Raw genomic sequence first — 25,959 nt, forward strand, 5'->3', positions numbered from 1 at the left:
GCCTGCGGCCTATCTTCGCTGCATGCAGATTCTCATCTTGTATTTCGCCACCGCGCTGGTCTTTCTCGGCCTCGATGTCATCGGGTTGCGGCTCCTGATCCGCCCGGTGTTCGAACGCCATGTCGGCGACCTTCTGGTCGACGGGTTCCGCCTTGTTCCGGCGCTGGTCTTCTACCTGTTCTACGTCGCAGGGCTGATCTGGTTCGTCAGCCTGCCGGCCCTGCGGGCCGAAGCGCCGGCGCAGGCGGCGCTGGGCGGGGCCTTTCTGGGGGCGCTGGCCTATGGCACCTACGAGTTCACCAATCTGGCGACCTTGAAAGGCTGGTCCTGGTCGATGCTGCTGACCGATCTGAGCTGGGGCATTTTCCTCACCGGCTTTGCCGCCTGGGCGGGGCTGATGATCACCCGCGCGCTGAGCTGATCAGCGCCGCCGCCGCCGCCCGGCGCGCGGGATCGAACTGCGTGACAGCGGATACGTGGCATCGGGATGCGGCGGGTGGCCTTGGGTTTTCGCCCAGAAGCGCGGCCCGCCAAGCCGCATCCACAGCGGAAGGCAGAGCACGATCCCGGCGACGAAGCCGCCGGCATGGGCCCAATAGGCGACGCCGCCGCCATCGCCCGGCGTGCTGAAGCCGCCAAAGAGCTGCATGCCGAACCACAGCCCCAGCATGATCCAGGCCGGCAGCGGCAGAACCTTGAAAAAGACGATGAAGATCAGCAGGATATCCACCTTGGCCCGAGGGTAGAGCAACAGGTAGCCGCCCATCACCCCGGCAATCGCCCCCGAGGCGCCGACCACCGGCACCATCGATTGCGGCGCACTGGCCCATTGCAGCACCGCGGCGGCCAGCCCGCAGGCGAGGTAAAAGCCCAAATAGGGCAGGTGCCCCATCTCATCCTCGATATTGTCGCCGAAGATGAAGAGAAACAGCATGTTGCCCGCAAGGTGCAGAAAACCGCCATGCAGGAACATCGAGGTGAAAACCCCGGTGATCCCCTCGCCGGCGCTGACCTTGGCCGGGATCAGCGCGTAATCCCAGTAGAAATAGGACAGCGCCCGGTCGCCCATGTCCACATATGACAGGAACACGACGATATTGATCGCCATGAGCGCATAGGTGACAAAGGGCGTCCGGCCGGAGGGGTTGTGATCGCGGATCGGGAACATGGGGGAAAGCTTGTGGCTTTCCCCCCGAAGGTCAAGAGATCACACGCCGGTCATGACATTCCCGAGAGCAGCGCGGCATTGCCGCCCGAGGCGGTGGTGTCGACGCAGACATGGCGTTCATGCGCCACGTGCCCCTTGTCGGGCAGGCCGGTGATCAGCGGCAGGATCGGCCCGTCACGTCCGGCCAGCGCCTGCGCATAGGCCCGTCCGGTGGATGCGTCGCCCCACCAGAGCGCACCCGAGATGGCCTCCAGCGCGCCCAAGGCCGCCGGTTCCAGCGCGCCGGCGACGCGGACGCCGCTGCCGCCAAGCGCCTCGACGGCCGCTTTCTGCGCCTGCGCTGCGGCATCCCCCGGCCCGAGGCAGAGCAGCGGCGGGCGCGGCAGGGCGGTGAGCCGGTTGGATTCGCCGGTCGGTCCCGGCAGCGAGAGCGGCTGATCGGCCTCGGGCAGTTCGCGGGCCTTCAGCGCCTCTTGGAGGGCCAGGCTGTCGACCTGCGCGCCGGGGCTCTCGCTTGCGAGGGGGGCGGGATGGCTGGAATAGCGCGCCAGATAGTTCGGCCCGCCCGCCTTGGGCCCGGTGCCCGAAAGCCCCTCGCCGCCAAAGGGCTGGCTGCCGACGATGGCACCGATCTGGTTGCGGTTGACGTAGATATTGCCGGCATGGATGCGCTCGGACACATGTTGCACCCGGTCGTCGATGCGGGTGTGCAGCCCGAAGGTGAGGCCGTAGCCGGTGGCATTGATCGTGTCGATCACCTGATCGAGTTGATCGGCCTCGAAGGTGGCGAAATGCAGCACCGGGCCAAAGATCTCGCGGTCCATCTCTTCGATGCCGCTGACGCGCAGCAGGGTGGGGGGGATGAAATGGCCGGTTTTCGGCACCGAGATCTGCTTGATGACGCGACCTTCGGATTTGGCCTTGGCGACATAGGTGGCGATGCCCTCATGCGCCTCGGCGTCGATCACCGGGCCGAGATCGGTGGAGAGCTGCCAGGGCAGCCCGGGTTGCAACGCCTCCATCGCGCCGGTCAGCATCTCGATGAACGGCCCGGCAATGTCGCGCTGCACGTAGAGACAGCGCAGGGCGGAACAGCGCTGGCCGGCGGACTGAAAGGCGCTTTCGACAATGGCCTGAACCGCCTGTTCGGGCAGGGCGGTGCTGTCGACGATCATCGCGTTCAGCCCGCCGGTTTCGGCGATCAGCGGCGCGCCGGGGGCGAGGGTGTCGGCCATGCTGCGGCGGATTTTCAGGGCCGTCTCGGTCGAGCCGGTAAAGGCCACGCCGCCGACGCGCGGATCGGAGGTGAGCGCCGCACCGACGTCACCTGCACCGGGCAGACATTGCAGCACGTCGCGCGGCACACCGGCCTCGTGCAACAGCTCGACCGCGCGGCAGGCGATCAGCCCGGTCTGTTCCGCAGGTTTGGCCAGCACCGCATTGCCCGCCGCCAGCGCCGCCGAGACCTGACCGGTGAAGATCGCCAGCGGAAAGTTCCAGGGGCTGATGCAGGTAAAGGTGCCGACCGGCGCGTCCTCGGGCGCATTGGCGGCGTAGTAGCGCAGGAAATCGACCGCCTCGCGCAGCTCGGCCACCGCATCCGGCAGGCTTTTGCCCGCCTCGCGGGCGACCAGGGCGAAGATCTCGCCGTAATTGGCCTCGTAGAGATCGGCGGCCTTGTTGAGGATGGCGCCACGTTCAGCCGCAGAGGCCTGCCATGGGCGGGCCGTGTCCAGGGCGGTTTCGCAGTCGGCGGGGCTGGCAAAGGCGACCGCGCCGACGGTTTCGGAGGGCAGCGCCGGGTTGGTGACGGGCACGGCCTCGCGCGGTGCGGCCTTGCCGGCCAGCAGCGGTGCGGCCTGCCACTGGTGCGTCGCGAAGGGCGCGCGGGCGGCATCGATTTCCGCCAGCGTCGGGCGGTGCGCCAGATCCCAGCCGCGCGAATTCACCCGCTCGGGCTGAAACAGCTCCGGTCCCTTCGGCAGATGGGGCTGCGGATCGCCCACCGCCTCAAAAGGATCGCGCGCCACCACCTCTGGCGGCACATCTTCGTCGACAATCTGATTGACGAAAGACGAATTTGCGCCGTTTTCCAGCAGCCGCCGCACCAGATAGGCCAGCAGGTCCTTGTGCGCGCCGACCGGGGCGTAGATCCGGCAGCGGGAGCCTTCGGATTTCAGAACGATGTCATGCAGCGCCTCGCCCATGCCGTGCAGACGCTGGAATTCAAAGCTGTCCTTGTCCTCGGCCATGTCGAGAATCGCGGCCACGGTATGGGCGTTGTGGGTGGCGAACTGCGGATAGATCCGGTCGGTCATGTTCAGCAGACGGCGGGCATTGGCGATATAGCTCACGTCGGTCGCCGGTTTCGAGGTGAACACCGGGAACCCCGCCAGCCCCTCGACCTGCGCCAGCTTGATCTCGGTGTCCCAATAGGCGCCCTTGACCAGCCGCACCATGATCCGGCGGTCGGTCTCTTCGGCCAGCGCGTGAAGATATTCGAGCACCGCGCCGCAGCGCTGACCAAAGGCCTGCACCACCACGCCCAGGCCATCCCAGCCGGCAAGACCCGGATCGCGCATCAGCCGCTCGATCAGATCCATCGAGATCGACAGCCGGTCGGCCTCTTCGGCGTCGATGTTGAGCCCCATCCGGCGGCCGCGCGCCATCAGCGCCAGGTCGCGCAGGCGGGGATAGAGCTCGGCCATCACCCGGTCTTTCTGCGCCTCTTCGTAACGCGGATGCAGCGCCGAGAGCTTGACCGAAATGCCGGGGTTCCTGCGCACGTCGTCCGAGCCGCAGCCCTTGGCAATGGCCTCGATGGCGCGGCCATAAGCGGCGTGATAGCGCATCGCGTCGGCATCGGTGCGCGCGGCCTCGCCCAGCATGTCGTAGCTGTAGGTATAGCCCTTCTGCTCCATGCCGCTGGCGCGTTTCATCGCGGCGCGGATGTCCTCGCCCAGCACGAACTGGCGGCCCATCTCCTTCATCGCGCGGCCGACGGCGGTGCGGATCACCGGCTCGCCCAGCCGCTTGACGGCGGCGCGCAGGTGGCCGACCGGGCCGGGCTCGGCATCCTCGCGCAGCACCTTGCCGGTGAGCATCAGCGCCCAGGTCGAGGCATTGACGAGCGGCGAGGTGGAATGGCCCATGTGGCGGCCCCAGTCCGACGGCGCGATCTTGTCCTCGATCAGCGCATCGATGGTTTCCGGGTCGGGCACCCGCAGCAGCGCCTCGGCCAGGCACATCAGCGCCACACCCTCGTCGGTCGAGAGACCGTATTCCGCCAGAAAGACCTCCATCATTCCGGGGTCGGAATTGTCGCGGATGCGGCGGACCAGTCCGGCGCCGGCGGCCGAGATGCGCGCCCGGTCCTCGGGCGAGAGCGCCGCGGTCTCGATCAGCCGCGCGACGGTGTCGGCCTCGTCCGCATAGGTGAGCACGTCGATGCGGTCGCGCAGCGCCGCCAAGTCATTCTGTGTCATTCGAATCCCCGAGGGTTGTCTTTGCGCCCAGGATATCGCGATTCCACTGGCCATTTCTCCCGGAGTTTGCTTTATTGGAAGCCATATTCATCGAATTTTCGGGTATTCGCAGTGCATCTTGACCAAATAGAGCTCGACCGTTTCGATCGGTCCATCGTCACCGTTCTGGCCGAGGACGGCCGCATCTCGATCACCGATCTGGCCAAGCGCATCGGCCTGTCGAAATCACCCACCCAGGCACGGCTGCGGCGGCTGGAAGAGGCCGGGGTGATCCGCGGCTACCGGGCGCTGCTCGATCCGATCCGCCTGGGGCTGGATCACGTGGCCTTTGTCGAGGTGCGGCTCGAGGATACGCGCGAGGCGGCGCTGGCGGCCTTTGCCGCGGCGGTGGCGAAAATTCCCGAGATCGAGCAATGCCATCTGATTGCGGGAAATTTCGACTATCTGATGAAGGTGCGCACCTCGGACATGCGGGCCTATCGCAAGGTGCTGGCCGAGAAGATCTCGACCCTGCCGCACGTCTCGAACACCTCGACCTATGTGGCGATGCAGGCGATCAAGGAAAGCGGTCTCGGCGATGTGACTTGATCGCTGGCGTCCGCGTGGCACCATGGGGCATGTCGCGCCTTGCCCTGATCGTTCTTGCCTTGCTGTTGCCACTCACGGCCCGGGCCGAGACCTGCCCCCCGCCGCCGGATCATACCGAGACTTTTGATGGGCTGTTCGAAGAGGTGCAGGCTGCGCCCGACGCGGGTGCCGCGCAGCAGGTGGTGAACCGGATGTGGGCGCTTTGGGCGGACGCGCCCGATGCGCGCGCGCAGGAGATCCTCGATCGCGGGATGCGGCGGCGGTCGGCTTACGATTTTCTCGGGGCCATGCAGGATTTCGACCGGTTGATCGCCTATTGCCCGGATTACGCCGAAGGCTACAACCAGCGCGGCTTCGTCAGCTTCATCCGGCAGGATTATCCCGCCGCGTTGATCGACCTCGACCGGGTGATCGCGCTCAGCCCGCGTCACACCGGGGCGCTGACCGGGCGGGCGCTGACCTTGATGGCGCTGGGCCGGACGGCCGAGGCGCGGGCGGATCTGCTGGTTGCGCTGGCGCTCAATCCCTGGCTGCCGGAACGGCGCTTTCTCGATCAGCTGACGCCGGGGCCCGAGGAAACCGATCTTTAGCGTGATTTTGCGGTTTTCCACCGCGTCAGAGGGGCTTATGGTCGGCCCCGCTGGCCCGCGTGGTGGAATGGTAGACACAGGAGACTTAAAATCTCCAGGCCCCTGGGCCGTGCCGGTTCGAGTCCGGCCGCGGGTACCAGCGAAGATCGGGATATCCCGGCGGTCAGACCGCCTCGGGGTCCATCACGCTGGCCCAGCGCAGGCGCGTCGCGGCGACCTCTCTGGTCAACGCATTGGCCAGCCAGAGCCGCAGCCAGGCCAGGGTGACCGCGCCGAACATCATCGAACCGCCGGCCATCACGCTTTCGATCCGGGTTGTCATCACACCCGTTGCCAGGTGCCAGGTTGCGGCGAGAAAGAGCGCCAGCATGGCGGTCATGAGCAGCCATGATCCGATGGATCTGAGAGTGAGTTTCGGCATGATGTCCTCCGGCATTTCGCGTCCCCGATCCCGAGCTTTGACGCGAAATGCGGCGGAACTGCGGCCGAGATGGGGAATTGCCGGCGGCGGGGCGCTCAGCCCTCTCTGCGCCGCAGGCGGATCACCACGTCGACGCTGGCGATTTCGGCGCCCTCGGGCGCGTCGGGCAGGGCCACGATCTTGAGCTGGTCGGCCGGGGCATCGGTCAGATAGCCGTCGTCTTCCCAGTAGAAATGCGGGTGGTCGTGGGTGTTGGTGTCGAAATAGCTTTTCTGGCCATCCACCGTCACCTCCTGCATCAGCCCGGCGTCGCAAAAGGCGCGCAGGGTGTTGTAGACGGTGGCCAGCGACACGCTTTCGCCGGCTTCCTGAACCTTGGAAAACAGGCTCTCGGCGGTGACATGGCGGTTCTTGCCGTCGCCCACCAGCAGCTGCGCCAATGTCAACCGCTGCCGCGTCGGGCGCAAGCCCGCGCCAGAGAGCCAGGTGGCACCGCGGTCCAAAGCTGGGGACGTCATTCTCATGCCTCGCTTGTCATGCACGGTTTCAATATAGGGGCCTTCGCGAATGGTTTTCAATGTCCAGCTGACCTCGGGGACGGTTGATTTGCGGCCAATGGGCTGAAAAAGCGGTGGCCTTGCATGGGTCGCGGGCGGAATGCTAGACCGGTTCAAACTTGTGATGACCCTTCCAGAAAGGCGCCTGAATGGCCGATTTTCCCACCAGCTTCGACAAAGACGACCTCCTGAAATGCGCGCGGGGCGAGCTCTTTGGACCCGGCAATGCGCAGCTGCCGGAACCGCCGATGCTGATGATGGACCGGATCACCGAGGTTTCGGCGGATGGCGGCGAACACGGCAAGGGCCATGTGCGCGCCGAATTCGACATCACCCCGGACCTGTGGTTCTTTGACTGCCACTTTCCCGGCAATCCGATCATGCCTGGCTGTCTCGGCCTTGACGGTCTGTGGCAGCTTACCGGCTTCAACCTCGGATGGCGCGGCTGGCAGGGGCGCGGCTATGCGCTGGGCGTGGGCGAGGTCAAGCTGACCGGCATGGTGCGGCCCGACCGCAAGATGCTGACCTACAAGGTGGATTTCACCAAGGCGGTACAGACCCGCCGGCTGACCATGGGCGTGGCCGATGGCATCGTCGAGGCCGACGGCGAGGTGATCTATCAGGTCAAGGACATGAAGGTGGCGCTCAGCGAGAGCTGATTGGCGCCCGCCAGCGAGATGTGTCGGACGCCGGCTGCGCAGCATCGCAGCCGGCGTTTTTGTGCGCGAGGAGGGCAAGGCAGGGCCATGGCGGGTGCCTTAACCGCAATGTCATGGCGCGGTCGCAAAAGCGTTACGATCCGGGCTTAGGCGCAGAGCGAACCGGCGCGGCCCCGAAAGGCGGCGCCTTTCTCAGCCAGACAGTCTAGCAAGGGATTACTGACATGGTGGACAAATCGCTCATCGACCTTTCGTGGGATGACTTCGACGAACAGCGCGATCCGCGCCCCGCGGGCAACCAGTTCGACGCCGTCGTCGACCGTGCCATTTCGCGCCGCGGCTTTCTTGGCGGCGCGCTCGCCTTCGGTTCGGGCGCGGCCGTCTTCGGCACCGGCCTGCTGTCGTCGACCACCGCGTCGCGCGCGGCCGGTCACGGCGGGTTTGCCTTCGAGCCGATCGGCATAGCCACCGACCACGAGATCCATGTGCCCGCCGGCTATGCCCACAAAGTTCTGGTTCGCTGGGGCGATGCGCTCTGGTCCGAGGCCGATGGTGCCTATTCGCCCGAGACCGGCGTGTCGGTCGACATGTCCGACAAGGTCTTTGGCGAAAACACCGACGGCATGGAGCTCTTCGAGGTCGACGGCCGCGAGGTGATCGCCGTCAACTCGGAATACGTGAACCCCAAGATCAACCTGCCCGCCGCCTCTGAAGGTGTGCCGCAGACCGCCGACGAGGTGACCCTGCTGAAGAACCTGCAAGGTGTCACGGTGATGGAGGTGACCCGGGGCGACGCCGGTTACGAGGTGGTCAAGGACAGCCCGCTGAACCGCCGCATCACCCATGAGACCGAGATGACCCTCGAAGGGCCGCTGGCCGGTCATGACCTGGTCAAGACCAATGCCGATCCCGAAGGCCGCACCGTCAAGGGCACGATGAACAACTGCGGTTCCGGCCGGACACTCTGGGGCACCTACCTGACCTGCGAAGAGAACTTCAACGGCTACTTCGGCGCCACCGGCGAGATGCCGGAAGGCGAGGGCTACAGCCGCTATGGCATCGGTGGCGAAGGCCGCTACGCCTATGAGACCTTCGATCCGCGTTACGACATCTCGCAAGAGCCGAACGAACCGCACCGCCATGGGTTCGTGACCGAGATCGATCCCGCCGATCCGGCCTCGACCCCGATCAAGCGCACTGCTCTGGGCCGCATCAAGCACGAGAACGCGGCCATGACCCAGGCCGCTGACGGCCGTGTCGTTGTCTATATGGGCGACGACGAGCGCGGCGAGTTTCTTTACAAATACGTCTCGAACGGCACCTGGGAAGAAGGCCAGGACGGCGGCGATCTGCTGAACGACGGCACGCTCTATGTCGCCAAGTTCAATGACGACATGACGGGCGAATGGCTGGCGCTGACGCCGGAAACCACCGGCATGGCGCTGCCCGAGATCCTCGCCTTCACCCGCATGGCGGCCTCCGCTGCGGGCGGCACCACCATGGACCGCCCGGAATGGGTCGCCGTGAACCCGGTGAAACCCGAGGCCTATGTGGCGCTGACCAACAACTCGCGTCGGGGCGAAGGTGCCACCAACGCCGGCGGCGACGACATGTCGACCAACGCCGCCAATCCGCGCGAGACCAACAACTTCGGTCAGATCGCACGCTGGACCCCGGCAGACGGCAATCACGCCGCCGAGGCCTTTACCTGGGATCTTTATGTCATGGCCGGCAACCCGGCGGTGTATGACAACGCCTATGCCGGCTCGGAGAATGTCACCGAGGGCAACATGTTCAACTCGCCCGACGGGATGATCTTCTCCTCCGACGGCATGCTCTGGATCCAGACCGACGGCGACGACGACAACGAAGGCGACTTCGCCGGCATGGGCAACAACCAGATGCTGGTGGGCAACCCCGAAACCGGCGAGATCGCGCGCTTCATGACTGTGCCGAACGGCGCCGAGGTGACCGGCCTGTGCTTCTCGCTCGACAAGTCGGTGGCCTTTGTCGGCGTGCAGCACCCGGGCGGCGCATGGCCCGACGGCGAAGGCGCCCCGCGTTCGTCCATCGTCGCCGTCTGGCGCGAGGACGGTGCGACCATCGGCTAAGCTGGACCTGAAAGTACAGTGCGCGGCGCCGGGGAACCCTTCGGCGCCGTGTTGCATTGGGGCCTGCGCCGGCGGCGCCCAATCTGCTTGCCCCTAAACCCCTGCCTGTCTTACACAGGGCGCCAACAGGCCAAAGGGAGTGCGTTCATGCGCCGTGTCGTCGTCACCGGGTTGGGGATCGTTTCCTCCATCGGCAACAATGTCGAGGAGGTCCTCGCCTCGCTCAAGGCCGGAAAATCCGGCATCACCGCCAACGAACAGATGAAAGAACATGGCTTCCGCAGCCAGATCGCGGGGGATATCAAGCTCGATGTCGCAGATCACGTCGACAAGCGGACCCTGCGATTCATGGGGCCGGGCGCGGCCTATGCCTATATCGCCATGGGCCAGGCAATTGCCGATGCCGGGCTCGACGCCGACGTGATCTCGAACCCGCGCACCGGGCTTGTCGCCGGCTCGGGCGGGCCCTCGACCAGCGCGATGTTGCAGGCCCATCAGACCGTGCTGAAAACCGGCGCCACCAAGCGCATCGGGCCGTTTGCCGTGCCCAAGACCATGTGCTCGACGATTTCGGCCAATCTCTCGACCGCCTACGAGATCAAGGGCATCAACTATTCGATCACCTCGGCCTGCTCGACCTCGCTGCATTGCATCGGCAATGCCGCCGAGCAGATCATGCTGGGCAAGCAGGACGTGATGTTCGCCGGCGGTGGCGAAGAGCTCGACTGGACGCTGAGTTGCCTGTTCGACGCGATGGGCGCGATGTCCTCGAAATTCAACGACGCGCCGGAAAAAGCCAGCCGCGCCTTCGACAAGGACCGCGACGGGTTTGTCATCGGTGGCGGCGGCGGCATCGTGGTGCTGGAAGACCTCGAGCACGCCAAGGCGCGCGGCGCCAAGATCTATGCCGAGGTCACCGGCTACGCCGCCACCTCGGACGGCCATGACATGGTGGCCCCTTCGGGCGAGGGCGGCGAACGCGCGATGCGGCTGGCATTGCAGAGCCTCGGCGCGGATCGCAAGGTGGGCTACATCAACGCCCATGGCACCTCGACCCCGGTGGGCGATGTCGGCGAGATCGAAGCCGTGCGCCGGGTCTTTGGCGAGGGCACGACCCCGCCGGTCAGCTCGACCAAATCGATGACCGGCCACAGCCAGGGCGCCACCGGCGCGCAGGAGGCGATCTACTGCCTGCTGATGCTCGAACATGATTTCATTGCCCCCTCGATCAATGTGGACAGCCTCGATCCGGCGCTGAAGCCGGAGGAGATCGCCACTTCGCTGGTCGAAAACGCCGGATTGGATTCGGTGATGACCAATTCCTTTGGGTTCGGCGGCACCAACGGGTCGATGATCCTGAGCAAGTACAACGGATGATTTGAAGATGTCTCATTCCATGCAGGGCAAACGCGGGCTGATCATGGGCGTCGCCAACGAGCGCTCGATCGCCTGGGGAATCGCCAAGGCGATGGCCGGGGCCGGGGCCGAACTGGCCTTCTCCTACCAGGGCGAGGCCTTTGGCAAGCGGGTGGAGCCGCTGGCGGCGTCGGTCGGCAGCGATTTCCTGGTCGATGTCGACGTCACCGACGATGCCTCGCTCGACCAGGCCTTCGAAAAACTGGGCGCGCGCTGGCCGACCATCGATTTCCTGGTCCATGCCATTGCCTTTTCCGACAAGACCGAGCTGACCGGCCGGGTGCTCAACACCAGCCGCGACAACTTCAAGAACTCGATGGACATTTCGGCCTATTCCTTCATCGAGGTGGCCCGCCGGGCGCATCCGCTGATGGTAGAGAACGGCGGCACGCTCTTGACGCTCACCTATATGGGATCGAACCGGGTGACGCCGAATTACAACGTGATGGGCATCGCCAAGGCGGCGCTCGAGGCCTCGGTGCGCTATCTCGCCAATGACCTCGGCCCCGAAGGCATTCGCGTCAACGCGATCTCGCCCGGCCCGATGAAGACGCTGGCCGGCGCGGCCATCGGGGGCGCGCGCAAGACGTACAAGCACACCGATCAGAACGCGCCCCTGCGGGCCAATGCCACGCTCGAGGCGGTGGGCGGCACCGCGGTCTATCTGGCCTCCGATGCCGGAGCCTGCACCACCGGCGAGATCATCCGCGTCGATGGCGGCTTTCACGTCCTGGGCATGCCGCAGGCGGAATACCTCTGATGCGCGAATTTCGATAAATCGCCACAACTCTGGCGGTTTTACGCCCCGTTCCTGCCAAGGAGCGGGGCTAATTTTTTTCCATGACACCAGATCAGGCTCTGAAAACCGCCATGATGGGCGACGCGGCCCAGCCGAAGGGCAAGCCCGCGAAACCGCCGCGCGCCGCTGCCCGGCCGAAGTCCCGCGCCTTTCGCTGGACAATCCGGCTGCTGTTTGTCGCGCTGTCGCTGATGATCACCCGCGGCGTGCTTCAGACGCCCGAGATCCGTGCGATGCTGGATGATGGCGTCGCGACGGTGCTGGCGGTGCTCGCCAAGGAGCGCGCGCAACAGGACGCCATGGCCGGTGCCGCAAGGCTGGAAGAGATGCAGGACAGCGCGCCGCGGCAGGCGCCGGCACCGGAGATGTTCGAGGATCGCGTTGCGGTGCGCCGATCCGAAAGCCCGGCCGGGCCGCGCAGGCTGACCGGCCCGGTAGAGGCGGTGATTGCCGGCAATGCCTTCATGCTGGGCGGCGTGCCGGTGGTGCTCGACAGCCTGGTCTGCGCCGCCCCCGACACCGAGGCCGGGCGCAGGGCGACGGACGGGCTTGAGGAACTCACCCGCGCGCAAGACCTGCGCTGCACTGTGACCGGCGCCGCCGGCGAACATGCGGTCCGGGCGACATGTATGCTCAAGGGCGAGGGCGACCTGGCGCTTGCGATGCAGGCCGACCGGCTCTGCGACGCGGACTAGCGGTCAGAACCACTGCCCGGGCTCCATCAGCCCCAGATCCAGCAATTGCCGCGAATGCCATTCGAAGGGCACCGAATTGTGCCAGGTGAAGGCCGCGATGTCATAGGTCGAACCGGGGTTGAGCTTGAGTGCCTTGGCGGTGCGGAACGAGGCCACCGCTGCGGTGATGTTGTGATGCCACGGGCAGGAATAGGTGTTGTATTCCTCGTCGGAAAAGGTGTGATCGGGCCGCATCTTCAGCTTGGGCCGGGCCCGAAAGATCGAGATCCGGTCGATCTTGCGCCGGTGCGCCGGCACATGTTCCTCATAACGCCAGCGCAGCCCGCCGTGGAAATCGAGCTGTCGTTCCTTGGGATGATTGTTGTTCGCGGGATCGGGCCGGGCCAGAGCGTAATAGCCGGTGCGGTCGAGATGCGCGCTCTCGAGCGAGACGGCATTGCCGAAACGCCGCAGATCCCCGGCATAGAGATCGACGACAAAGCTCAGCATCGCATCCCGCCGTTCCTCGCTGTGAAAGGCCAGCATCTCGCCGATGGTCCGTGTTTCGCAGAAGGGATAGAACAGGTATTCGGCGTTGTAGCAGTAATAGACCCAGTTATCGCCGGCCCGGGGGATCACCGCGTTGACGATGGTGTCGATGCCGCCGTCGCGCACGTGGCTGTGGTCGACCCGGTGAATGCTGTCCACCAGATCCTCGGGCAGGGTGATCCGCGCGGGCATGAATCCCACGACCGCCTTGAAGCCCTGATATTGGTGGTGGCGCAGGGTCGAGGCAACCTCGGCCTCATCCTCGCAGAGGATCAGCGCCACGGGCCCTCTGGCCAGCGCGTCTTTGCCTCGGGCGAGGAAATCGGAAAGCGACGAATACTGCATCTCGGCCTCGTTTTGCCGCAGAATCGGTGAATTTTGTGTGCATTGCAAGAGAGGGGGCTTTTGATGTAGGCACGCGGCTCAGACGCGCGTCCGAGGAATCCCCCAATGTCCGACTTGAAGCCCGAACCGAAGAAGCTCTTTATCAAGACCTATGGCTGTCAGATGAACGTCTATGACAGCGAACGCATGGCCGAGACGCTGGGCGGGCAGGGCTATGTCGAGACGTCTTCGCCGGACGACGCCGACATGATCCTGCTCAACACCTGCCATATCCGTGAAAAGGCGGCGGAAAAGGTCTATTCCGAGCTGGGCCGCTACAAGGGGCTGAAGGCCGAGAAACCCGATCTCAAGATCGGCGTTGCCGGCTGCGTCGCGCAGGCCGAGGGACAGGAGATCATGCGCCGCCAGCCGCTGGTCGATCTGGTGGTCGGCCCGCAGAGCTATCACCGCCTGCCCGAGATGGAGGCGAAGACGCGCGAGGGGGCCAAGGCGCTCGACACCGATTTCCCCGAGGAAGACAAGTTCGAACGGCTGAAATCGCGCCCCAAGGCGGCGCGCGGCCCGACCGCCTTTCTCACCGTCCAGGAAGGCTGCGACAAGTTCTGCGCCTTCTGTGTCGTGCCCTACACCCGCGGCGCCGAGGTCTCGCGCCCGGCCGTGCAGGTGCTCGACGAGGCCCGCGATCTGGTGGATCGCGGGGTGCGCGAGATCACCCTGCTGGGGCAGAACGTCAACGCCTATCACGGCGCCGGAGAAGGCGGCGACTGGTCGCTGGCACGGCTGGTCCGGGGCCTGAGCAAGATCGACGGGCTGGCGCGCATCCGCTACACCACCTCGCATCCCAACGACATGACCGACGATCTGATCGCGGCGCATGGCGAGTGTGACAAGCTGATGCCCTATCTGCACCTGCCGGTGCAGGCCGGTTCGGACAAGATCCTCAAGCGGATGAACCGCGCCCATACCGCCGAAAGCTATCTGAAGCTGATCGACCGGCTGCGCGAGGTGCGTCCCGATCTGCATCTGTCTGGCGATTTCATCGTCGGTTTCCCCGAAGAGACCGAAGAGGATTTCCAGGCCACGCTCGATCTGATCCGGGCCGCCCGCTACGGCACCGCCTTTTCCTTCAAGTATTCCACCCGCCCCGGCACCCCGGCCGCCGAGCGCGATCAGGTGGCCGAGGACGTCAAGAGCGACCGGCTCCAGCGTCTCCAGGCGCTGATCAATCAGCAGCAGCGCGAATTGCAGGACGCCATGGTCGGCCGCGAGGTTTCGGTGCTGTTCGAAAAGGAAGGCCGTCTGCCCGGCCAAATGGTCGGCAAGTCGGAATATCTGCACGCCGTTCACGTCGCCGAGGCCAATGTCGCCCGGGGCGAGATCGCCCGCGTCCGCATCGTCGACAGCGCCGCGAATTCCCTCGCCGGCGTCTTGAACTAGGCGGCGCGGCCCGCCGGCCCGTCACAACAAAAGGGCGGACCGAGGCCCGCCCTTGCGTCTCCTGCTCCCCTGCGGGGTGTCAGTAGTTGTGTTTCCGGTGCGAGGCGCGGTTGCGATAGATGTTCCGCATCGTCGATTTCAGCCCCTCGGGATTGCCCACCAGCGCCTTGTCGCGGCAGACCCGCTCAGCAATGGCATGTGCGGTGGGGTATTCGTAGCCGACCGCCACCAGGCTGTCGACGAAGACCGCGTTCGGACGATCCCAGATCACCTCGTTCCACGGGCCGCGAAAGCAGCTCACGACGATCGTGTTGTCGGTCGGGCCATATTCGCGGTTGTGTTTCTTGTGATATTTGCCGCCGGCCATGGCGGGGGCCGCGAGCGCCGCGCAGACAGCGGCCAGTACAAGTGCTTTTTTCATAAGTTTACCCTAACCTAAATCATAGGCCAATTTTTCGGCCAAGCATACGCCCAGACAAACGCTGTCTGCCCGGTTTCGCGGGGCAGCCCATCCAGCGCATCTCAACGAGACTGTGCGGCAGAGTACCGGTCCGTTAAGATTTTCAAAAGAAATTTTTAACTTTGTTGCCCGTAGCGCGCCAAACACGCCATTTTATGGCGATTATCCTGTCTTACTGCGCAATCCTGTGGTGTGGGCGCGCCAGCGGCCGATGATGAACATCTCGTCACGGTTGTCTAACCGCCTGAGAATCTTTGCACTATTCTGCGACCGAACCCGGCGGCAATGGACGATATAGCGGCATGACCCGCAAGTCACCGCAATATCTGGATTTTCTCCTTCACACCTATCAATTGTTTGCTAATGTGTTGATGTCAAATGAGTTCAGGTCCCGGTGCAGCGATTCTCGTGCCGGGATCTCTGGGGGAAACAATTTCGAACAAGGGACAGACGCTGTGGGGATCACAATCACCAAAGCCTTTCGGGCCGCTGCCACCGGATGCGCCGCCGTTGCCGCGGCCGCCCTGCTGACGGCCACTTTGGCCAATGCACAGGGTTTCGCACGCGACACGCCGTCGCAACAGGGCCGAGATCAGGGCCAGTACATACCCAATATCGTGCTCACGCCGGATGGCTGCGAGGTCTGGGCCGCCGATGACGGTGCCGAGGGCTATGCCTCCAACCGGCTGACGCGCAAGGGCACGCCGATCTGCCACGACGTGACGCCCTGCGGGCGGGTCAACACCGATCAGTTCTTTGCCACCGACAGCTATCGCATTCACGCCAACGGCCGCGCCCGGCTGCAAGAGTTCTTCCGGGGGTCTTCGGCCTTCGCCTATACCATCGTCGGCCATACCGACAGCCGCGCCAGCCATGAATACAACCTCCGCCTCAGCTACAACCGCGCCATCGCCGTGGCCAAGGTGGCGGAATCGGTCGGCGCCAAGATCGCCGATGTCCGCGGCATGGGCGAAACCGCGCCGGTCGCACCGAACAGCTCGGTCGAAGGCATGGCGCGCAACCGCCGCGTCGAAATCCTGTGCTTCCAGTAAGGGGACAAGAGATATGAACATCGTCAAACTCTGTGCCGCCCTGACGCTGGGCTTTGCGGTTTCGGCCTGTGACGAAGGTCTGCGCGGCTATCCCGCCGACAAGACCATCGACCGTGGAATCAATGCGCATTCGCTGAAATCGCTGAAGTGGGGCGTCTATGTCGATCCCGACGGCTGCGATCACTGGATCTCCGACGATGGCGTCGAGGGCTATCAGGTCAACCGCCTCGACCGCTACGGCAAACCGGTGTGCTCGGGCGTGGCCCCGCCGACCTATACCGCCGGCGATTTCAAAGGCGGCTCGCCGATCGCCGATCCCAACTGATCCGGGGAAGGGCGCCTGACGAAGCCGACAGCCGCGGAACCGCTCCGCGGCTGTTTTTCGTGACCCGGCAATGACATTTCCATCCGCCCCCTTGCCAAGCCCCGCACACTCGGCCACGCTCGACCTGGATACACGACGGAGACCCCCTTGAGCGCACCGCATCTCGACGACCCGATCACCCCTGACACCCTACAGGAGACGGTGCTTGAGTTCCCCGACAATCGCCTGCTGATCGACCTCTGCGGTGAATTCGACGCCAATCTCGCGGCGCTCGAGGCGCGGCTATCGGTGCAGATTCTGCGCCGCGGCAACCAGCTTGCCGTGATTGGCGAGACCGAGGCCCGCGACCAGGCTGCCGCCGTGCTCACCGCGCTCTACGAGCGGCTCGAAGCCGGCCGCCCGGTCGAGCCCGCCGACATCGACCGCGAGCTGCGCATGGGCGGCCCCGCCGAGGCCACCGGCGCCCGCGACGGCGATCAGCTCGACATGTTTCCCAAGGGCGCGGTCGAGATCAAGACCCGCAAGAAGCTGGTCGAGCCGCGCACCGAGGCGCAGAAGGCCTATGTGCAGAGCCTGTTCGAAAAAGAGCTGGCCTTTGGCATCGGCCCCGCCGGCACCGGCAAGACCTATCTCGCGGTGGCCGTCGGGGTGAACATGTTCATCAACGGCCATGTCGACCGGATCATCCTGTCGCGCCCGGCGGTCGAGGCCGGCGAAAAGCTCGGCTACCTGCCCGGCGACATGAAGGATAAGGTCGATCCCTACATGCAGCCGCTCTATGACGCGCTGAACGATTTCCTTCCGGCCAAGCAGCTGGGCAAGCTGATCGAGGAAAAGAAGATCGAGATTGCGCCACTGGCCTTCATGCGCGGCCGGACGCTTGCCAATGCCTTCGTGGTGCTCGACGAGGCACAGAACGCCACCTCGATGCAGATGAAGATGTTCCTGACCCGTCTGGGCGAAGGCTCGCGCATGGTGATCACCGGCGACCGCACCCAGGTCGACCTGCCGCGCGGCGTGCAATCGGGACTGGCCGATGCCGAACGGCTGCTCAAGACCATCCCCAAGATCGCCTTCAACTATTTCACCGCCAAGGACGTGGTCCGCCACCCGCTGGTCGCCGCCATCATCGAGGCCTATGACAAGGATGCCGAGACGCCGTGACCGGCCGCCGGGCGGGCACCGCCCATCCGTCTTCTTCTGTTTGAAAATACCGCGGGGTCCGGGGCAGCGCCCCGGCGATCAGCCATATGCTCACCGAAACCATCTTCGAAGACGACCGCTGGCAGGAGGCCGGCCTCGAGACGCTGGCCGAAACCGCCGCGGCGACGACTCTGGCGCATCTCGGCCACAGGGCGGCGGAATACGAGATTGCCGTTCTGGCCTGTGACGACGCCCGCATCGCCGTGCTCAACGCCGATTTCCGCGGCAAGCCCCGGCCCACCAATGTGCTGAGCTGGCCCGAAGAGGATCTGGCCCCCGAAGCGGCGGGCGCCGCGCCCGAGGCGCCGGAACCGGGCGACGAAGCCGATCCGCATCACCTCGGCGATGTCGCCATCGCCTGGGAGACTTGCCAGCGCGAGGCGGCAGAGCAGGACAAGCCATTTGCCGCTCATGTCACCCATCTGATGGTGCATGGGGTGTTACATTTGCTCGGGTTTGACCATATCCGCGACAAGGATGCCACTGTGATGGAGGCACATGAACGTGCCATACTTGGCAAACTGGGTATTTCAGACCCATATAGGAGCGATCAGGGCCCGTCAGGCCCGTAACGGACAGATTGATGGACGACATAGACCCCAGCTCTAAGGCAGCGCAACGCGCGCTTCCCGACCTCGACACAGACACACCCCAGCGTCCCGGCCTCTTTGGCAGGATGTTCCAGGTGTTGCGCCCGTCGGACACCGACGAAGCGGCAGACCTTCGCGCCAACCTCCCGGCGCCGCTGCCACAGACCCACGGCATGATCAACCTCCGCCGCCTCGCGGTCGAGGACGTGGCCATCCCCAAGGCCGATATCGTCGCCGTGCCGATCACCATCACCCGCGACGATCTTGTCGATGTCTTTCGCGACAGCGGCTTGTCGCGGCTGCCGGTGTACAACGGCACGCTCGACACGCCCGTCGGCATGGTCCACCTCAAGGATTTTGCCCTCAAGCACGGTTTCAACGGCAAGGGCGGGCGTTTCTCGCTCAAGGCGATGCTGCGGCCGCTGCTCTATGTGCCGCCTTCGATGCCGATCGGCGTGCTGCTCACCAAGATGCAGGCCGAGCGTCGCCACATGGCGCTGGTGATCGACGAATACGGCGGCGTCGACGGGTTGGTGACGATCGAGGACCTGATCGAACAGGTGATCGGCGAGATCGAGGACGAACACGATCTCGACGAGGACAAGCTCTGGACGGTAGAGAAATCCGGCACCTACCTGGCCCTGGCCAAGACCCCGCTGGATGAGTTCCAGGCCGAGATCGGCATGGATCTCACCGCTACCGACGAGGTCGACGCCGAAGAGATCGACACCCTCGGCGGGCTGGTTTTCGTGCTGGCCGGCCATGTGCCGGCGCGCGGCGAGATGGTGCCGCATCCCGACGGGCCCGAATTCGAGGTGGTGGACGCCGATCCGCGCCGCATCAAGCGGCTGCGGGTGCGGCTCCAGGCGCTGGCGCGAAACGGTGTGGATCAGACCCCCGTCGCGGACGCCTCCTAGCGATGCCGGCAGCTCCGGCACATGGCGTGGCGCAGGGCCTGGCCCGAGGGCTTCGCCGGCATCCCTGGCGTCAGCGGCTCTGCGCCGCCTTGCTGGGCGCGCTTGCCGCCACCGGCCTGGCGCCTCTGGGCTGGGCGGCGCTGGGCTTTGTCGCGCTGATCGGCCTTTTCGCCCTCTCCGGCGAGCCGATGGCGCCGCGCCGGGCGGCCGTCCTCGGCTGGTTCGCCGGCACCGGCTATTTCGCCGCCGGGCTGAACTGGATCGTCGAACCTTTTCTCGTCGAGCCCGAGATCTACGGCTGGATGGCACCCTTCGGCCTGATCGGCCTTGCCGGCGGACTGGCGCTGTTCAGGGCGCTGGCCTTCTGGGGCGCGGCGCGGCTGGGCGGCGGGCCGTTGCGCCTTGCCCTCGGGCTGGCCGCTGTGGAGTTGGCGCGGGGCTATGTTCTGACCGGTTTTCCCTGGGCGCTGCCGGGCTATATCTGGACCGAGACGGTTTTTGCCCAGCTGGCGGCCTGGATCGGCCCCTACGGCCTGACGGCCCTGACCCTTGCCATGGCGGCCCTGCCGGTCTGGCTCTGGCAGCGCCTCACGGTCTCGCTGCCGCTGCTCAAGGCCGGTCGGGTCTTCGGTCTCACCGTCGGGCTGGGCACGCTGCTGTGGTATGCGGCGGTGACACTTGATGCCCGGGTGCTGCCAGAGACCCCCGAGACGGCGCCGGTGCTGCGTCTGATCCAGCCCAATGCACCGCAGGACCAGAAATGGGATCCCGACATGATCCCGGTCTTTTTCAACCGCATGGTGGCATTTTCGGCCGAGGGCCCACGGCCCGATCTGATCCTCTGGCCGGAAAGCGCGGTGCCGGTGCTGCTCGAGGATGCGGCGCCGACGCTGGCCTATATTTCCGAGCAGGTGGGGGGTGTGCCGCTGCTGCTGGGCATCCAGCGGGCCGAGGGGCGGGCGTTCTACAACTCCGCCGTGCTGGCGGACGCAGAGGGCCGTGCCGGGCAGGTCTATGACAAGCATCACCTGGTGCCGTTCGGAGAATACATGCCCTTTCCCGGCTTCTGGCAGCGTCTCGGCATCACCGGTCTCGCCGCGCGGGTCGAGAGCGGCTATGCGGCGGGCCCCGGTCCGGCGTTGCTCGACCTCGGCTTTGCCCGGGCCTTGCCTCTGATTTGCTACGAGGCGGTCTTTCCGCAATATGCCCGCTACCGGCCGCGCCCGGATGTGCTGATCCAGCTCACCAATGACGCCTGGTTCGGCGCCCATACCGGGCCCTATCAGCATCTGGCACAGGCAAGGATGCGCGCCATCGAGACCGGGCTGCCGCTGGTGCGCGCGGCCAATACCGGCGTCTCGGCGGTGATCGACGCCAAGGGGCGCATCGTCGAGGCGCTGCCGCTGAACGCGGCCGGCTATTTCGACGCGGCACTGCCGCCCGCGCTGCCACCCACGCCTTATGCCCGGACGGGCGACATGCCGCTGCTGGTGTTGCTGATTGCTCTCGGCCTAGCCGCAATCGCACGGCGCCGGCGCATTCCTGGTTGACCTTGCCCCCGACGCGGCATAGCGCGTCAATTCATTCGGGCGTCACAACGGCTTCCTGGCGTGACGCCGGCAATCAATGGAGCAATCCCAATGTCTCGTCAGAACTACATTTTTACCTCCGAGTCCGTCTCGGAAGGGCACCCCGACAAGGTCTGTGATCGGATCTCGGACGCCGTGCTCGACGCGCTGCTGGCCGAAGATGCGATGGCCCGTGTCGCCTGCGAAACCTTCGCCACCTCAGGGCTTGTCGTCATCGGCGGCGAGGTCGGTCTGACCGATCAGGAATTGCTCAAGAACTACATGGGCCGGATCGGCCAGATCGCCCGTGACTGCATCCGCGACATCGGCTACGAGCAGGAGAAGTTCCACTGGAACACCTGCCACGTGCTGAACTTCCTGCACGAGCAATCGGCGCACATTGCGCAAGGTGTCGACAAGGACGGGGCCGGCGACCAGGGCATCATGTTCGGTTATGCCGCCAACGAGACGCCCGAGCTGATGCCGGCGCCGATCCAATACGCCCATGCCATCCTGCGCCGGCTGACCGAGGCGCGCAAATCCGGCGATGAGCCGACCCTGCGCCCGGACGCGAAATCGCAGATCTCGGTGCGTTATGAAGACGGCAAGCCGGTGGGCGTGACCTCGATCGTGCTGTCGACCCAGCACGAGAGCGAATACCAGAAATCCGCCGACATCCGCGCCATCGTCGAGCCCTACATCCGCGAAGTGCTGCCCGCCGACTGGATCACCGAGGAAACCGAATGGTGGGTCAATCCGACCGGCACCTTCGTGATCGGCGGCCCGGATGGGGACGCCGGCCTCACCGGCCGCAAGATCATCGTCGACACCTATGGCGGCGCCGCCCCGCACGGCGGCGGCGCGTTCTCCGGCAAGGATCCGACCAAGGTGGACCGTTCGGCGGCTTATGCCGCGCGCTACGTCGCCAAGAACGTCGTCGCGGCCGGTCTGGCCGACAAGTGCAACGTGCAGCTCTCCTATGCCATCGGCGTGGCCAAGCCGCTGTCGATCTATGTCGACACCTTTGGCACCGAAAAGGCCGATGTCGAGGCAATCGAACGGGCGATCCCCAAGGTGATGGACCTCACGCCGCGCGGCATCCGCGAGCACCTTGACCTCGCCAAGCCGATCTATGCCCGCACCGCGGCTTATGGCCACTTCGGCCGCGAGCCGGAGGCCGACGGCGGCTTCAGCTGGGAAAAGACCGATCTGGTCGAGGCGCTGAAGAAAGAGATCTGAGACGACGGGTACGGGGGGCTTTGCCCCCCGGCCTGCGGCCTTCCGCCGAGGATACTATCGAACAGAAAAAGAGCCCTGCGGCTCTTTTGTGACAGCCGGGGCGCACGCGATGACACGCATTGAATATTCCGAGATTTCCAAGACGCTTGCCTCCTTGACCGAAGGGGAAAGCGACGAGGTCGCGCTCATGGCGACAATGGCCTGCGAGCTGCATCACGCCGACGACCGCTTTGACTGGACCGGATTCTACCGCGTGACCGGGCCGGAGGTGCTCAAGATCGGGCCTTATCAGGGCGGCCATGGCTGCCTGACCATTCCATTTTCGCGCGGGGTCTGTGGTGCGGCGGCGCGGACCGGCGAGGTGCAGCTTGTCGAGGATGTGGAGGATTTTTCCGGCCACATCGCCTGCGCCACGTCGACCCGGTCGGAAATCGTGTTGCCGGTCTGGCGCGGCGATGGCCGGCTGATCGGCGTGCTCGACATCGACAGCGACCGGCCGGCGGCCTTCACGCAAGCGGATGCCCGGGGATTGGCCGGCCTGCTGACGCAGGTTTTCGGCCAAGTCTGAGCGCCGCAGCGCGGCGTGAAATTTTCTTGCGAAATTTCACGACTCGGTTCACCGTGAAAAACAGGCCCGGATTTTCACCGGGATCGTTCGCACGGGAAGGCCGATGGACCATCACAGCACCAACAGTCAGAGCCTCGGGGCCGACCTGCGCGCTCTTCGCCGGGCGCGGGGGCTGACGCTGGCCGAACTGGCGGCGCGGCTCGAAAGGTCGGTGGGCTGGCTGAGCCAGGTCGAACGCGATCTCTCGGAGCCTTCGATCGACGATCTGCGCCAGATCGGCGCGGTGCTTGAGGCGCCGATCTCGATGTTGTTCGGCCATACGCCGATTCCCGCCGAAGAAGCCGGCCTGGTGGTGCGCCGCGATGCCCGGCGGCGGCTGGGTTCCGGCGCGGCCGGGCTGGTGGAAGAGCTGCTCTCGCCCGATCTGACCGATGATTTCGAGATGGTGCATTCCACCTTTCTGCCCCGAAGCGAGATCGGCGAGACCGTCCGCCGCCCGACCCAGGAGGTGGGGTATCTGATCACCGGCAGGCTCGATCTCGAGATCGGCGCGCGCCGCTTCACGCTGGAGCCGGGCGACAGCTTTCGCATCCGCGGCGAGCCGTTTCGCTGGATCAACCCCTATGACGAGCCGGCGGTGGCAATCTGGGTGATTGCCCCGCCGGTCTACTGAAACCGACAAGCACAGGACCGAACCATGAGCGATTTTCCCACCCAGGCCCGCGTGGTCATCATCGGCGGCGGCGCCGTCGGCGCCTCTTGCGCCTATCACATCGCCAAGGAGGGCTGGGAGGTTGTGCTATTGGAAAAGAACGAGCTGACCGCCGGCAGCACCTGGCATGCGGCGGGCAATTGCCCGAACTTCTCCACCTCCTGGGCGGTGATGAACATGCAGCGCTATTCGCTGGAGCTCTATCGCCGCCTGTCGGACGAGGTGGATTACCCGATGAATTATCATGTCACCGGCTCGATCCGGCTGGGGCACGGCAAGGAACGGGTGATGGAGTTCGAGCGCGCGTGCAGCATGGGCAACTATCAGGGCCTCTCGCTCGAGATGATGCAGGTCTCTGACCTAAAAGACCGCTATCCCTTCATGGAAACCCACGATCTGGCGGGCGCGCTCTATGATCCGGACGACGGCGATATCGATCCGGCACAGCTCACCCAGGCCTTGGCGCGCGGCGCTCGCCAGGCCGGGGCGCGGATCGAACGGTTCTGCCCGGCCACCGGTGTGAGCCGCAGCAACGACCAGTGGGTCGTGCACACCGACAAGGGCGACATCACCTGCGAAAAGGTGGTGAACGCCGCCGGTTACTATGCCCAGCGGGTGGGGGAATGGTTCAAACCCTATGGCGGGCGCAGCGTGCCGATGACGGTAATGAGCCACCAGTATTTCCTCACCGAGCCGGTGGCCGAGCTCGAGGCCTGGTCGCAGGAGAACGGCAAGCTGCCGCTCCTGCGCGACGTCGACAGCTCGTATTACCTGCGGCAGGAGAAATTCGGTCTCAACCTCGGCCCCTACGAGCGCAACTGCAAGGCGCATTGGGTCACGCCCGACGATCCGATGCCCGAGGATTTCTCGTTCCAGCTCTACCCTGACGATCTCGAACGGCTGGAATGGTATATCGAGGACGCCATGGCGCGGGTGCCCCTTCTCGGGCAATCCGGTGTCGGCCGCGTCATCAACGGGCCGATCCCCTATACCCCCGACGGGCTGCCGCTGATCGGCCCGATGCCCGGCGTGCCGGAGGCTTATGAGGCCTGCGTCTTCACCTTCGGCATCACCCAGGCGGGGGGCGCCGGCAAGGTGCTGGCGGAATGGGTCACCGAGGGCCAGACCGAATGGGACATGTGGGCCGTCGATCCGCGCCGTTTCACCGATTACGCCGATCCGGCATATTGCCAGGCCAAGGCGATGGAGGTCTATGGCCACGAATATGCCATGCATTTCCCGCATCATCGCTGGCCCGCCGCACCCGACCGCAAGCTGTCGCCGTTGCATGGCCGGTTGCAAGCGGCGGGGGCGGTCTTTGGCGATTACAACGGCTGGGAACGGGCGAACTGGTTTGCCAAACCCGGCGACGACACCTCCGAAGAGGCCACCCACACCTGGGCCCGCTCCGGCCCCTGGGCGCCGCGGGTGCAGGAGGAATGCGAGGCGGTGCGCGATCACTGCGGCATTCTCGCGATTTCGGGCTTCACCCGGCTCAAGGTCGAGGGCCCCGGCGCGCGGGATTACGTCGACAGTCTCACCGCCTCGCGGATGCCTGGCGAAGGCCGGGTCGGGCTTTGCTATTTCCCCGATGGACGCGGCCGGATCCTGACCGAAATGACGGCAATGGTGCACGGGCCCGATGACGTCGGGCTGATCACCGCAGCGGTGGCGCAATGGCACGACGCCGAGCTGCTCTGGCGGCAGGCGCCCGAAGGCATCACCGTGACCGATCATTCCGACGCGGTCGAATGCCTGCTGGTCACCGGCCCGAAGGCGCGCGAGATCCTCGGGCCGCTCACCGATCACGACCTGACGAAACCCTGGCTTTCGGCCAGTTTCGAAGGCCAGGTCGCGGGCAGGCCCTGCGCCTTGCTCCGGGTTTCCTTCGCCGGCGAACTGGGCTGGGAAATCCACTGCGCCACCGAGGACGCGCCGGCGATCTGGGATGCCGTTACCGAAGCCGAGGCAAAGCCCTTCGGCATGTTCGCCCTCAACGCCCTGCGGCTGGAAAAGGGCTATCGGGCGTGGAAGGGCGATCTGTCGACCGATTACACCCTGCTCGAAGGCGGGCTGGACCGCTTTATCGACTGGTCCAAGGAGTTTCCCGGCAAGGCAGCCCTGGCGGCTGAGAAACAGCAGGGTCCGGTCAAAGGCTGCGTCTCGCTGCAAATCGATGCCGGGGAATGCGACGCGCCTTACATGGCGACCCTGTGGAAAGGCGACGAAGTGGTCGGCGAGGTCACCTCGGGCGACTGGGGTCATCGGGTCGGCGGCTCGGTCGCGCTGGCGATGCTGCGCAGCGATCTGACCGCGCCAGGCAGCGAGATCGAAGTCGATATTTTCGGCACACGTTGTCCCGCCCGGGTCCACCCGGTCGGCGGCCTCTGGGACCCCAGGAACGAAAGAATCCGCGCATGACCGATCCGGCCTTTCTTTTGTGTCCAATTGCCCTCGGGAGGGCCCTCGCGCGCGGGGACAGAGGCAGCGCCGCAGAATGCCCGGCCTGCCGCACCCACCCCGGCC

General features: G+C 65.4%; 25 protein-coding genes, 1 tRNA gene and 1 riboswitch. Of the genes, 20 read left to right on the plus strand and 6 right to left on the minus strand.

The annotated features are described in order from the left end of the window. Nucleotides 1–22 precede the first annotated feature (22 nt). Nucleotides 23–421: a DUF2177 family protein gene (locus tag BMW90_RS08840; protein ID WP_074836165.1), complete on the plus strand. Its 399-nt coding sequence runs from the start codon at nt 23–25 to the stop codon at nt 419–421. Here BMW90_RS08840 and BMW90_RS08845 read toward each other — a convergent pair whose 3' ends face one another. Both BMW90_RS08845 and putA read right to left on the minus strand, forming a co-directional pair. Next, a complete protein-coding gene (locus BMW90_RS08845) occupies nt 422–1,168 on the minus strand; it encodes a rhomboid family intramembrane serine protease (protein WP_048532884.1) in 747 nt (248 codons plus the stop codon). Between the two features lie 50 nt (nt 1,169–1,218). Beyond that, entirely contained in the window at nt 1,219–4,653 is a 3,435-nt protein-coding gene (gene putA, locus BMW90_RS08850; protein ID WP_074836166.1) for a bifunctional proline dehydrogenase/L-glutamate gamma-semialdehyde dehydrogenase PutA, read from the minus strand. Between the two features lie 111 nt (nt 4,654–4,764). On the opposite strand from putA, the gene BMW90_RS08855 reads away from it, so the two are divergent. The 3 genes from BMW90_RS08855 (at nt 4,765) to BMW90_RS08865 (ending at nt 5,970) form a co-directional block, all read left to right on the plus strand. Continuing rightward, nucleotides 4,765–5,241 (plus strand): Lrp/AsnC family transcriptional regulator, encoded by a 477-nt coding sequence (locus BMW90_RS08855; protein ID WP_048532880.1) that lies wholly within the window; start codon nt 4,765–4,767, stop codon nt 5,239–5,241. Nucleotides 5,242–5,270: 29 nt separating this feature from the next. Next, a complete protein-coding gene (locus tag BMW90_RS08860) occupies nt 5,271–5,831 on the plus strand; it encodes a tetratricopeptide repeat protein (protein ID WP_074836168.1) in 561 nt (186 codons plus the stop codon). A 53-nt stretch (nt 5,832–5,884) separates the two neighbouring features. Beyond that, a tRNA-Leu gene (locus BMW90_RS08865) sits at nt 5,885–5,970 on the plus strand. 24 nt (nt 5,971–5,994) lie between these two features. Here the strand turns inward: BMW90_RS08865 and BMW90_RS08870 are convergent. Together BMW90_RS08870 and irr are read right to left on the minus strand one after the other, a co-directional pair. Further along, nucleotides 5,995–6,252, minus strand: a complete 258-nt coding sequence (locus BMW90_RS08870; protein WP_139211289.1) for a hypothetical protein — start codon at nt 6,250–6,252, stop codon at nt 5,995–5,997. Between the two features lie 95 nt (nt 6,253–6,347). After that, nucleotides 6,348–6,770 (minus strand): Fur family transcriptional regulator Irr, encoded by a 423-nt coding sequence (gene irr, locus BMW90_RS08875; protein ID WP_048532876.1) that lies wholly within the window; start codon nt 6,768–6,770, stop codon nt 6,348–6,350. 188 nt (nt 6,771–6,958) lie between these two features. On the opposite strand from irr, the gene fabA reads away from it, so the two are divergent. The 5 genes from fabA to BMW90_RS08900 all read left to right on the plus strand — a co-directional run bounded on the left by fabA (nt 6,959) and on the right by BMW90_RS08900 (nt 12,489). Continuing rightward, nucleotides 6,959–7,468 carry a bifunctional 3-hydroxydecanoyl-ACP dehydratase/trans-2-decenoyl-ACP isomerase gene (gene fabA / locus BMW90_RS08880; protein WP_048532875.1) on the plus strand — a complete coding sequence of 170 codons (510 nt, stop codon included), beginning with the start codon at nt 6,959–6,961 and terminating at the stop codon, nt 7,466–7,468. Nucleotides 7,469–7,692: 224 nt separating this feature from the next. Beyond that, a complete protein-coding gene (locus BMW90_RS08885; RefSeq protein WP_074836171.1) occupies nt 7,693–9,579 on the plus strand; it encodes a PhoX family protein in 1,887 nt (628 codons plus the stop codon). Nucleotides 9,580–9,726: 147 nt separating this feature from the next. After that, entirely contained in the window at nt 9,727–10,956 is a 1,230-nt protein-coding gene (gene fabB, locus BMW90_RS08890; RefSeq protein ID WP_074836172.1) for a beta-ketoacyl-ACP synthase I, read from the plus strand. A gap of 7 nt (nt 10,957–10,963) precedes the next feature. Beyond that, on the plus strand, nt 10,964–11,755 hold the full coding sequence (locus BMW90_RS08895; protein WP_048533954.1) for an enoyl-ACP reductase FabI: 792 nt from the start codon (nt 10,964–10,966) through the stop codon (nt 11,753–11,755). An 80-nt stretch (nt 11,756–11,835) separates the two neighbouring features. Beyond that, the gene (locus tag BMW90_RS08900) at nt 11,836–12,489 is read left to right on the plus strand and encodes a hypothetical protein (protein WP_074836174.1); all 654 of its coding nucleotides are present in this window, start codon (nt 11,836–11,838) and stop codon (nt 12,487–12,489) included. A gap of 3 nt (nt 12,490–12,492) precedes the next feature. On the opposite strand, the gene BMW90_RS08905 is transcribed toward BMW90_RS08900, so the two are convergent. Beyond that, nucleotides 12,493–13,362, minus strand: coding sequence for a hypothetical protein (locus BMW90_RS08905; RefSeq protein WP_074836436.1), 870 nt, complete (start codon nt 13,360–13,362; stop codon nt 12,493–12,495). Nucleotides 13,363–13,467: 105 nt separating this feature from the next. Here BMW90_RS08905 and miaB point away from each other — a divergent pair, with 105 nt between their 5' ends. Continuing rightward, entirely contained in the window at nt 13,468–14,799 is a 1,332-nt protein-coding gene (gene miaB / locus BMW90_RS08910; RefSeq protein ID WP_074836175.1) for a tRNA (N6-isopentenyl adenosine(37)-C2)-methylthiotransferase MiaB, read from the plus strand. 79 nt (nt 14,800–14,878) lie between these two features. On the opposite strand, the gene BMW90_RS08915 is transcribed toward miaB, so the two are convergent. Continuing rightward, nucleotides 14,879–15,220: a hypothetical protein gene (locus BMW90_RS08915; RefSeq protein ID WP_048532868.1), complete on the minus strand. Its 342-nt coding sequence runs from the start codon at nt 15,218–15,220 to the stop codon at nt 14,879–14,881. A 494-nt stretch (nt 15,221–15,714) separates the two neighbouring features. Here BMW90_RS08915 and BMW90_RS08920 point away from each other — a divergent pair, with 494 nt between their 5' ends. The 10 genes from BMW90_RS08920 to BMW90_RS08965 all read left to right on the plus strand — a co-directional run bounded on the left by BMW90_RS08920 (nt 15,715) and on the right by BMW90_RS08965 (nt 25,854). Beyond that, nucleotides 15,715–16,311, plus strand: a complete 597-nt coding sequence (locus tag BMW90_RS08920) for an OmpA family protein (RefSeq protein WP_048532867.1) — start codon at nt 15,715–15,717, stop codon at nt 16,309–16,311. Between the two features lie 13 nt (nt 16,312–16,324). Further along, nucleotides 16,325–16,636, plus strand: a complete 312-nt coding sequence (locus BMW90_RS08925; RefSeq protein ID WP_048532866.1) for a hypothetical protein — start codon at nt 16,325–16,327, stop codon at nt 16,634–16,636. Between the two features lie 147 nt (nt 16,637–16,783). After that, nucleotides 16,784–17,800 carry a PhoH family protein gene (locus tag BMW90_RS08930; protein ID WP_048532864.1) on the plus strand — a complete coding sequence of 339 codons (1,017 nt, stop codon included), beginning with the start codon at nt 16,784–16,786 and terminating at the stop codon, nt 17,798–17,800. Nucleotides 17,801–17,886: 86 nt separating this feature from the next. Then, nucleotides 17,887–18,411: an rRNA maturation RNase YbeY gene (gene ybeY / locus BMW90_RS08935; RefSeq protein WP_048532863.1), complete on the plus strand. Its 525-nt coding sequence runs from the start codon at nt 17,887–17,889 to the stop codon at nt 18,409–18,411. A gap of 11 nt (nt 18,412–18,422) precedes the next feature. Then, entirely contained in the window at nt 18,423–19,346 is a 924-nt protein-coding gene (locus BMW90_RS08940) for a hemolysin family protein (protein WP_048532861.1), read from the plus strand. A gap of 2 nt (nt 19,347–19,348) precedes the next feature. After that, nucleotides 19,349–20,896, plus strand: coding sequence for an apolipoprotein N-acyltransferase (gene lnt / locus BMW90_RS08945; protein ID WP_074836177.1), 1,548 nt, complete (start codon nt 19,349–19,351; stop codon nt 20,894–20,896). Nucleotides 20,897–20,932: 36 nt separating this feature from the next. Then, nucleotides 20,933–20,980: riboswitch (SAM-SAH riboswitch) on the plus strand. Between the two features lie 6 nt (nt 20,981–20,986). Continuing rightward, nucleotides 20,987–22,153 carry a methionine adenosyltransferase gene (metK, locus tag BMW90_RS08950; RefSeq protein WP_074836178.1) on the plus strand — a complete coding sequence of 389 codons (1,167 nt, stop codon included), beginning with the start codon at nt 20,987–20,989 and terminating at the stop codon, nt 22,151–22,153. 109 nt (nt 22,154–22,262) lie between these two features. Further along, entirely contained in the window at nt 22,263–22,721 is a 459-nt protein-coding gene (locus BMW90_RS08955; RefSeq protein WP_074836180.1) for a GAF domain-containing protein, read from the plus strand. A 103-nt stretch (nt 22,722–22,824) separates the two neighbouring features. Further along, nucleotides 22,825–23,394 (plus strand): helix-turn-helix domain-containing protein, encoded by a 570-nt coding sequence (locus BMW90_RS08960; RefSeq protein ID WP_048532857.1) that lies wholly within the window; start codon nt 22,825–22,827, stop codon nt 23,392–23,394. Between the two features lie 24 nt (nt 23,395–23,418). Then, the gene (locus tag BMW90_RS08965) at nt 23,419–25,854 is read left to right on the plus strand and encodes a GcvT family protein (RefSeq protein ID WP_074836181.1); all 2,436 of its coding nucleotides are present in this window, start codon (nt 23,419–23,421) and stop codon (nt 25,852–25,854) included. Nucleotides 25,855–25,959: the final 105 nt, after the last annotated feature.

Source organism: Marinovum algicola, assembly GCF_900109145.1.
GTDB lineage: Bacteria > Pseudomonadota > Alphaproteobacteria > Rhodobacterales > Rhodobacteraceae > Marinovum > Marinovum algicola.

Bases quoted from the DNA above. Each gene is read 5' to 3' on its own strand.
- BMW90_RS08840 (WP_074836165.1), top strand. From the start codon at position 23: ATGCAGATTCTCATCTTGTATTTCGCCACCGCGCTGGTCTTTCTCGGC.
- BMW90_RS08845 (WP_048532884.1), bottom strand. From the start codon at position 1,168: ATGTTCCCGATCCGCGATCACAACCCCTCCGGCCGGACGCCCTTTGTC.
- putA (WP_074836166.1), bottom strand. From the start codon at position 4,653: ATGACACAGAATGACTTGGCGGCGCTGCGCGACCGCATCGACGTGCTC.
- BMW90_RS08860 (WP_074836168.1), top strand. From the start codon at position 5,271: ATGTCGCGCCTTGCCCTGATCGTTCTTGCCTTGCTGTTGCCACTCACG.
- BMW90_RS08870 (WP_139211289.1), bottom strand. From the start codon at position 6,252: ATGCCGAAACTCACTCTCAGATCCATCGGATCATGGCTGCTCATGACC.
- irr (WP_048532876.1), bottom strand. From the start codon at position 6,770: ATGACGTCCCCAGCTTTGGACCGCGGTGCCACCTGGCTCTCTGGCGCG.
- fabA (WP_048532875.1), top strand. From the start codon at position 6,959: ATGGCCGATTTTCCCACCAGCTTCGACAAAGACGACCTCCTGAAATGC.
- BMW90_RS08885 (WP_074836171.1), top strand. From the start codon at position 7,693: ATGGTGGACAAATCGCTCATCGACCTTTCGTGGGATGACTTCGACGAA.
- fabB (WP_074836172.1), top strand. From the start codon at position 9,727: ATGCGCCGTGTCGTCGTCACCGGGTTGGGGATCGTTTCCTCCATCGGC.
- BMW90_RS08895 (WP_048533954.1), top strand. From the start codon at position 10,964: ATGTCTCATTCCATGCAGGGCAAACGCGGGCTGATCATGGGCGTCGCC.
- BMW90_RS08900 (WP_074836174.1), top strand. From the start codon at position 11,836: ATGACACCAGATCAGGCTCTGAAAACCGCCATGATGGGCGACGCGGCC.
- BMW90_RS08905 (WP_074836436.1), bottom strand. From the start codon at position 13,362: ATGCAGTATTCGTCGCTTTCCGATTTCCTCGCCCGAGGCAAAGACGCG.
- miaB (WP_074836175.1), top strand. From the start codon at position 13,468: ATGTCCGACTTGAAGCCCGAACCGAAGAAGCTCTTTATCAAGACCTAT.
- BMW90_RS08915 (WP_048532868.1), bottom strand. From the start codon at position 15,220: ATGAAAAAAGCACTTGTACTGGCCGCTGTCTGCGCGGCGCTCGCGGCC.
- BMW90_RS08925 (WP_048532866.1), top strand. From the start codon at position 16,325: ATGAACATCGTCAAACTCTGTGCCGCCCTGACGCTGGGCTTTGCGGTT.
- ybeY (WP_048532863.1), top strand. From the start codon at position 17,887: ATGCTCACCGAAACCATCTTCGAAGACGACCGCTGGCAGGAGGCCGGC.
- BMW90_RS08940 (WP_048532861.1), top strand. From the start codon at position 18,423: ATGGACGACATAGACCCCAGCTCTAAGGCAGCGCAACGCGCGCTTCCC.
- lnt (WP_074836177.1), top strand. From the start codon at position 19,349: ATGCCGGCAGCTCCGGCACATGGCGTGGCGCAGGGCCTGGCCCGAGGG.
- metK (WP_074836178.1), top strand. From the start codon at position 20,987: ATGTCTCGTCAGAACTACATTTTTACCTCCGAGTCCGTCTCGGAAGGG.
- BMW90_RS08955 (WP_074836180.1), top strand. From the start codon at position 22,263: ATGACACGCATTGAATATTCCGAGATTTCCAAGACGCTTGCCTCCTTG.
- BMW90_RS08960 (WP_048532857.1), top strand. From the start codon at position 22,825: ATGGACCATCACAGCACCAACAGTCAGAGCCTCGGGGCCGACCTGCGC.
- BMW90_RS08965 (WP_074836181.1), top strand. From the start codon at position 23,419: ATGAGCGATTTTCCCACCCAGGCCCGCGTGGTCATCATCGGCGGCGGC.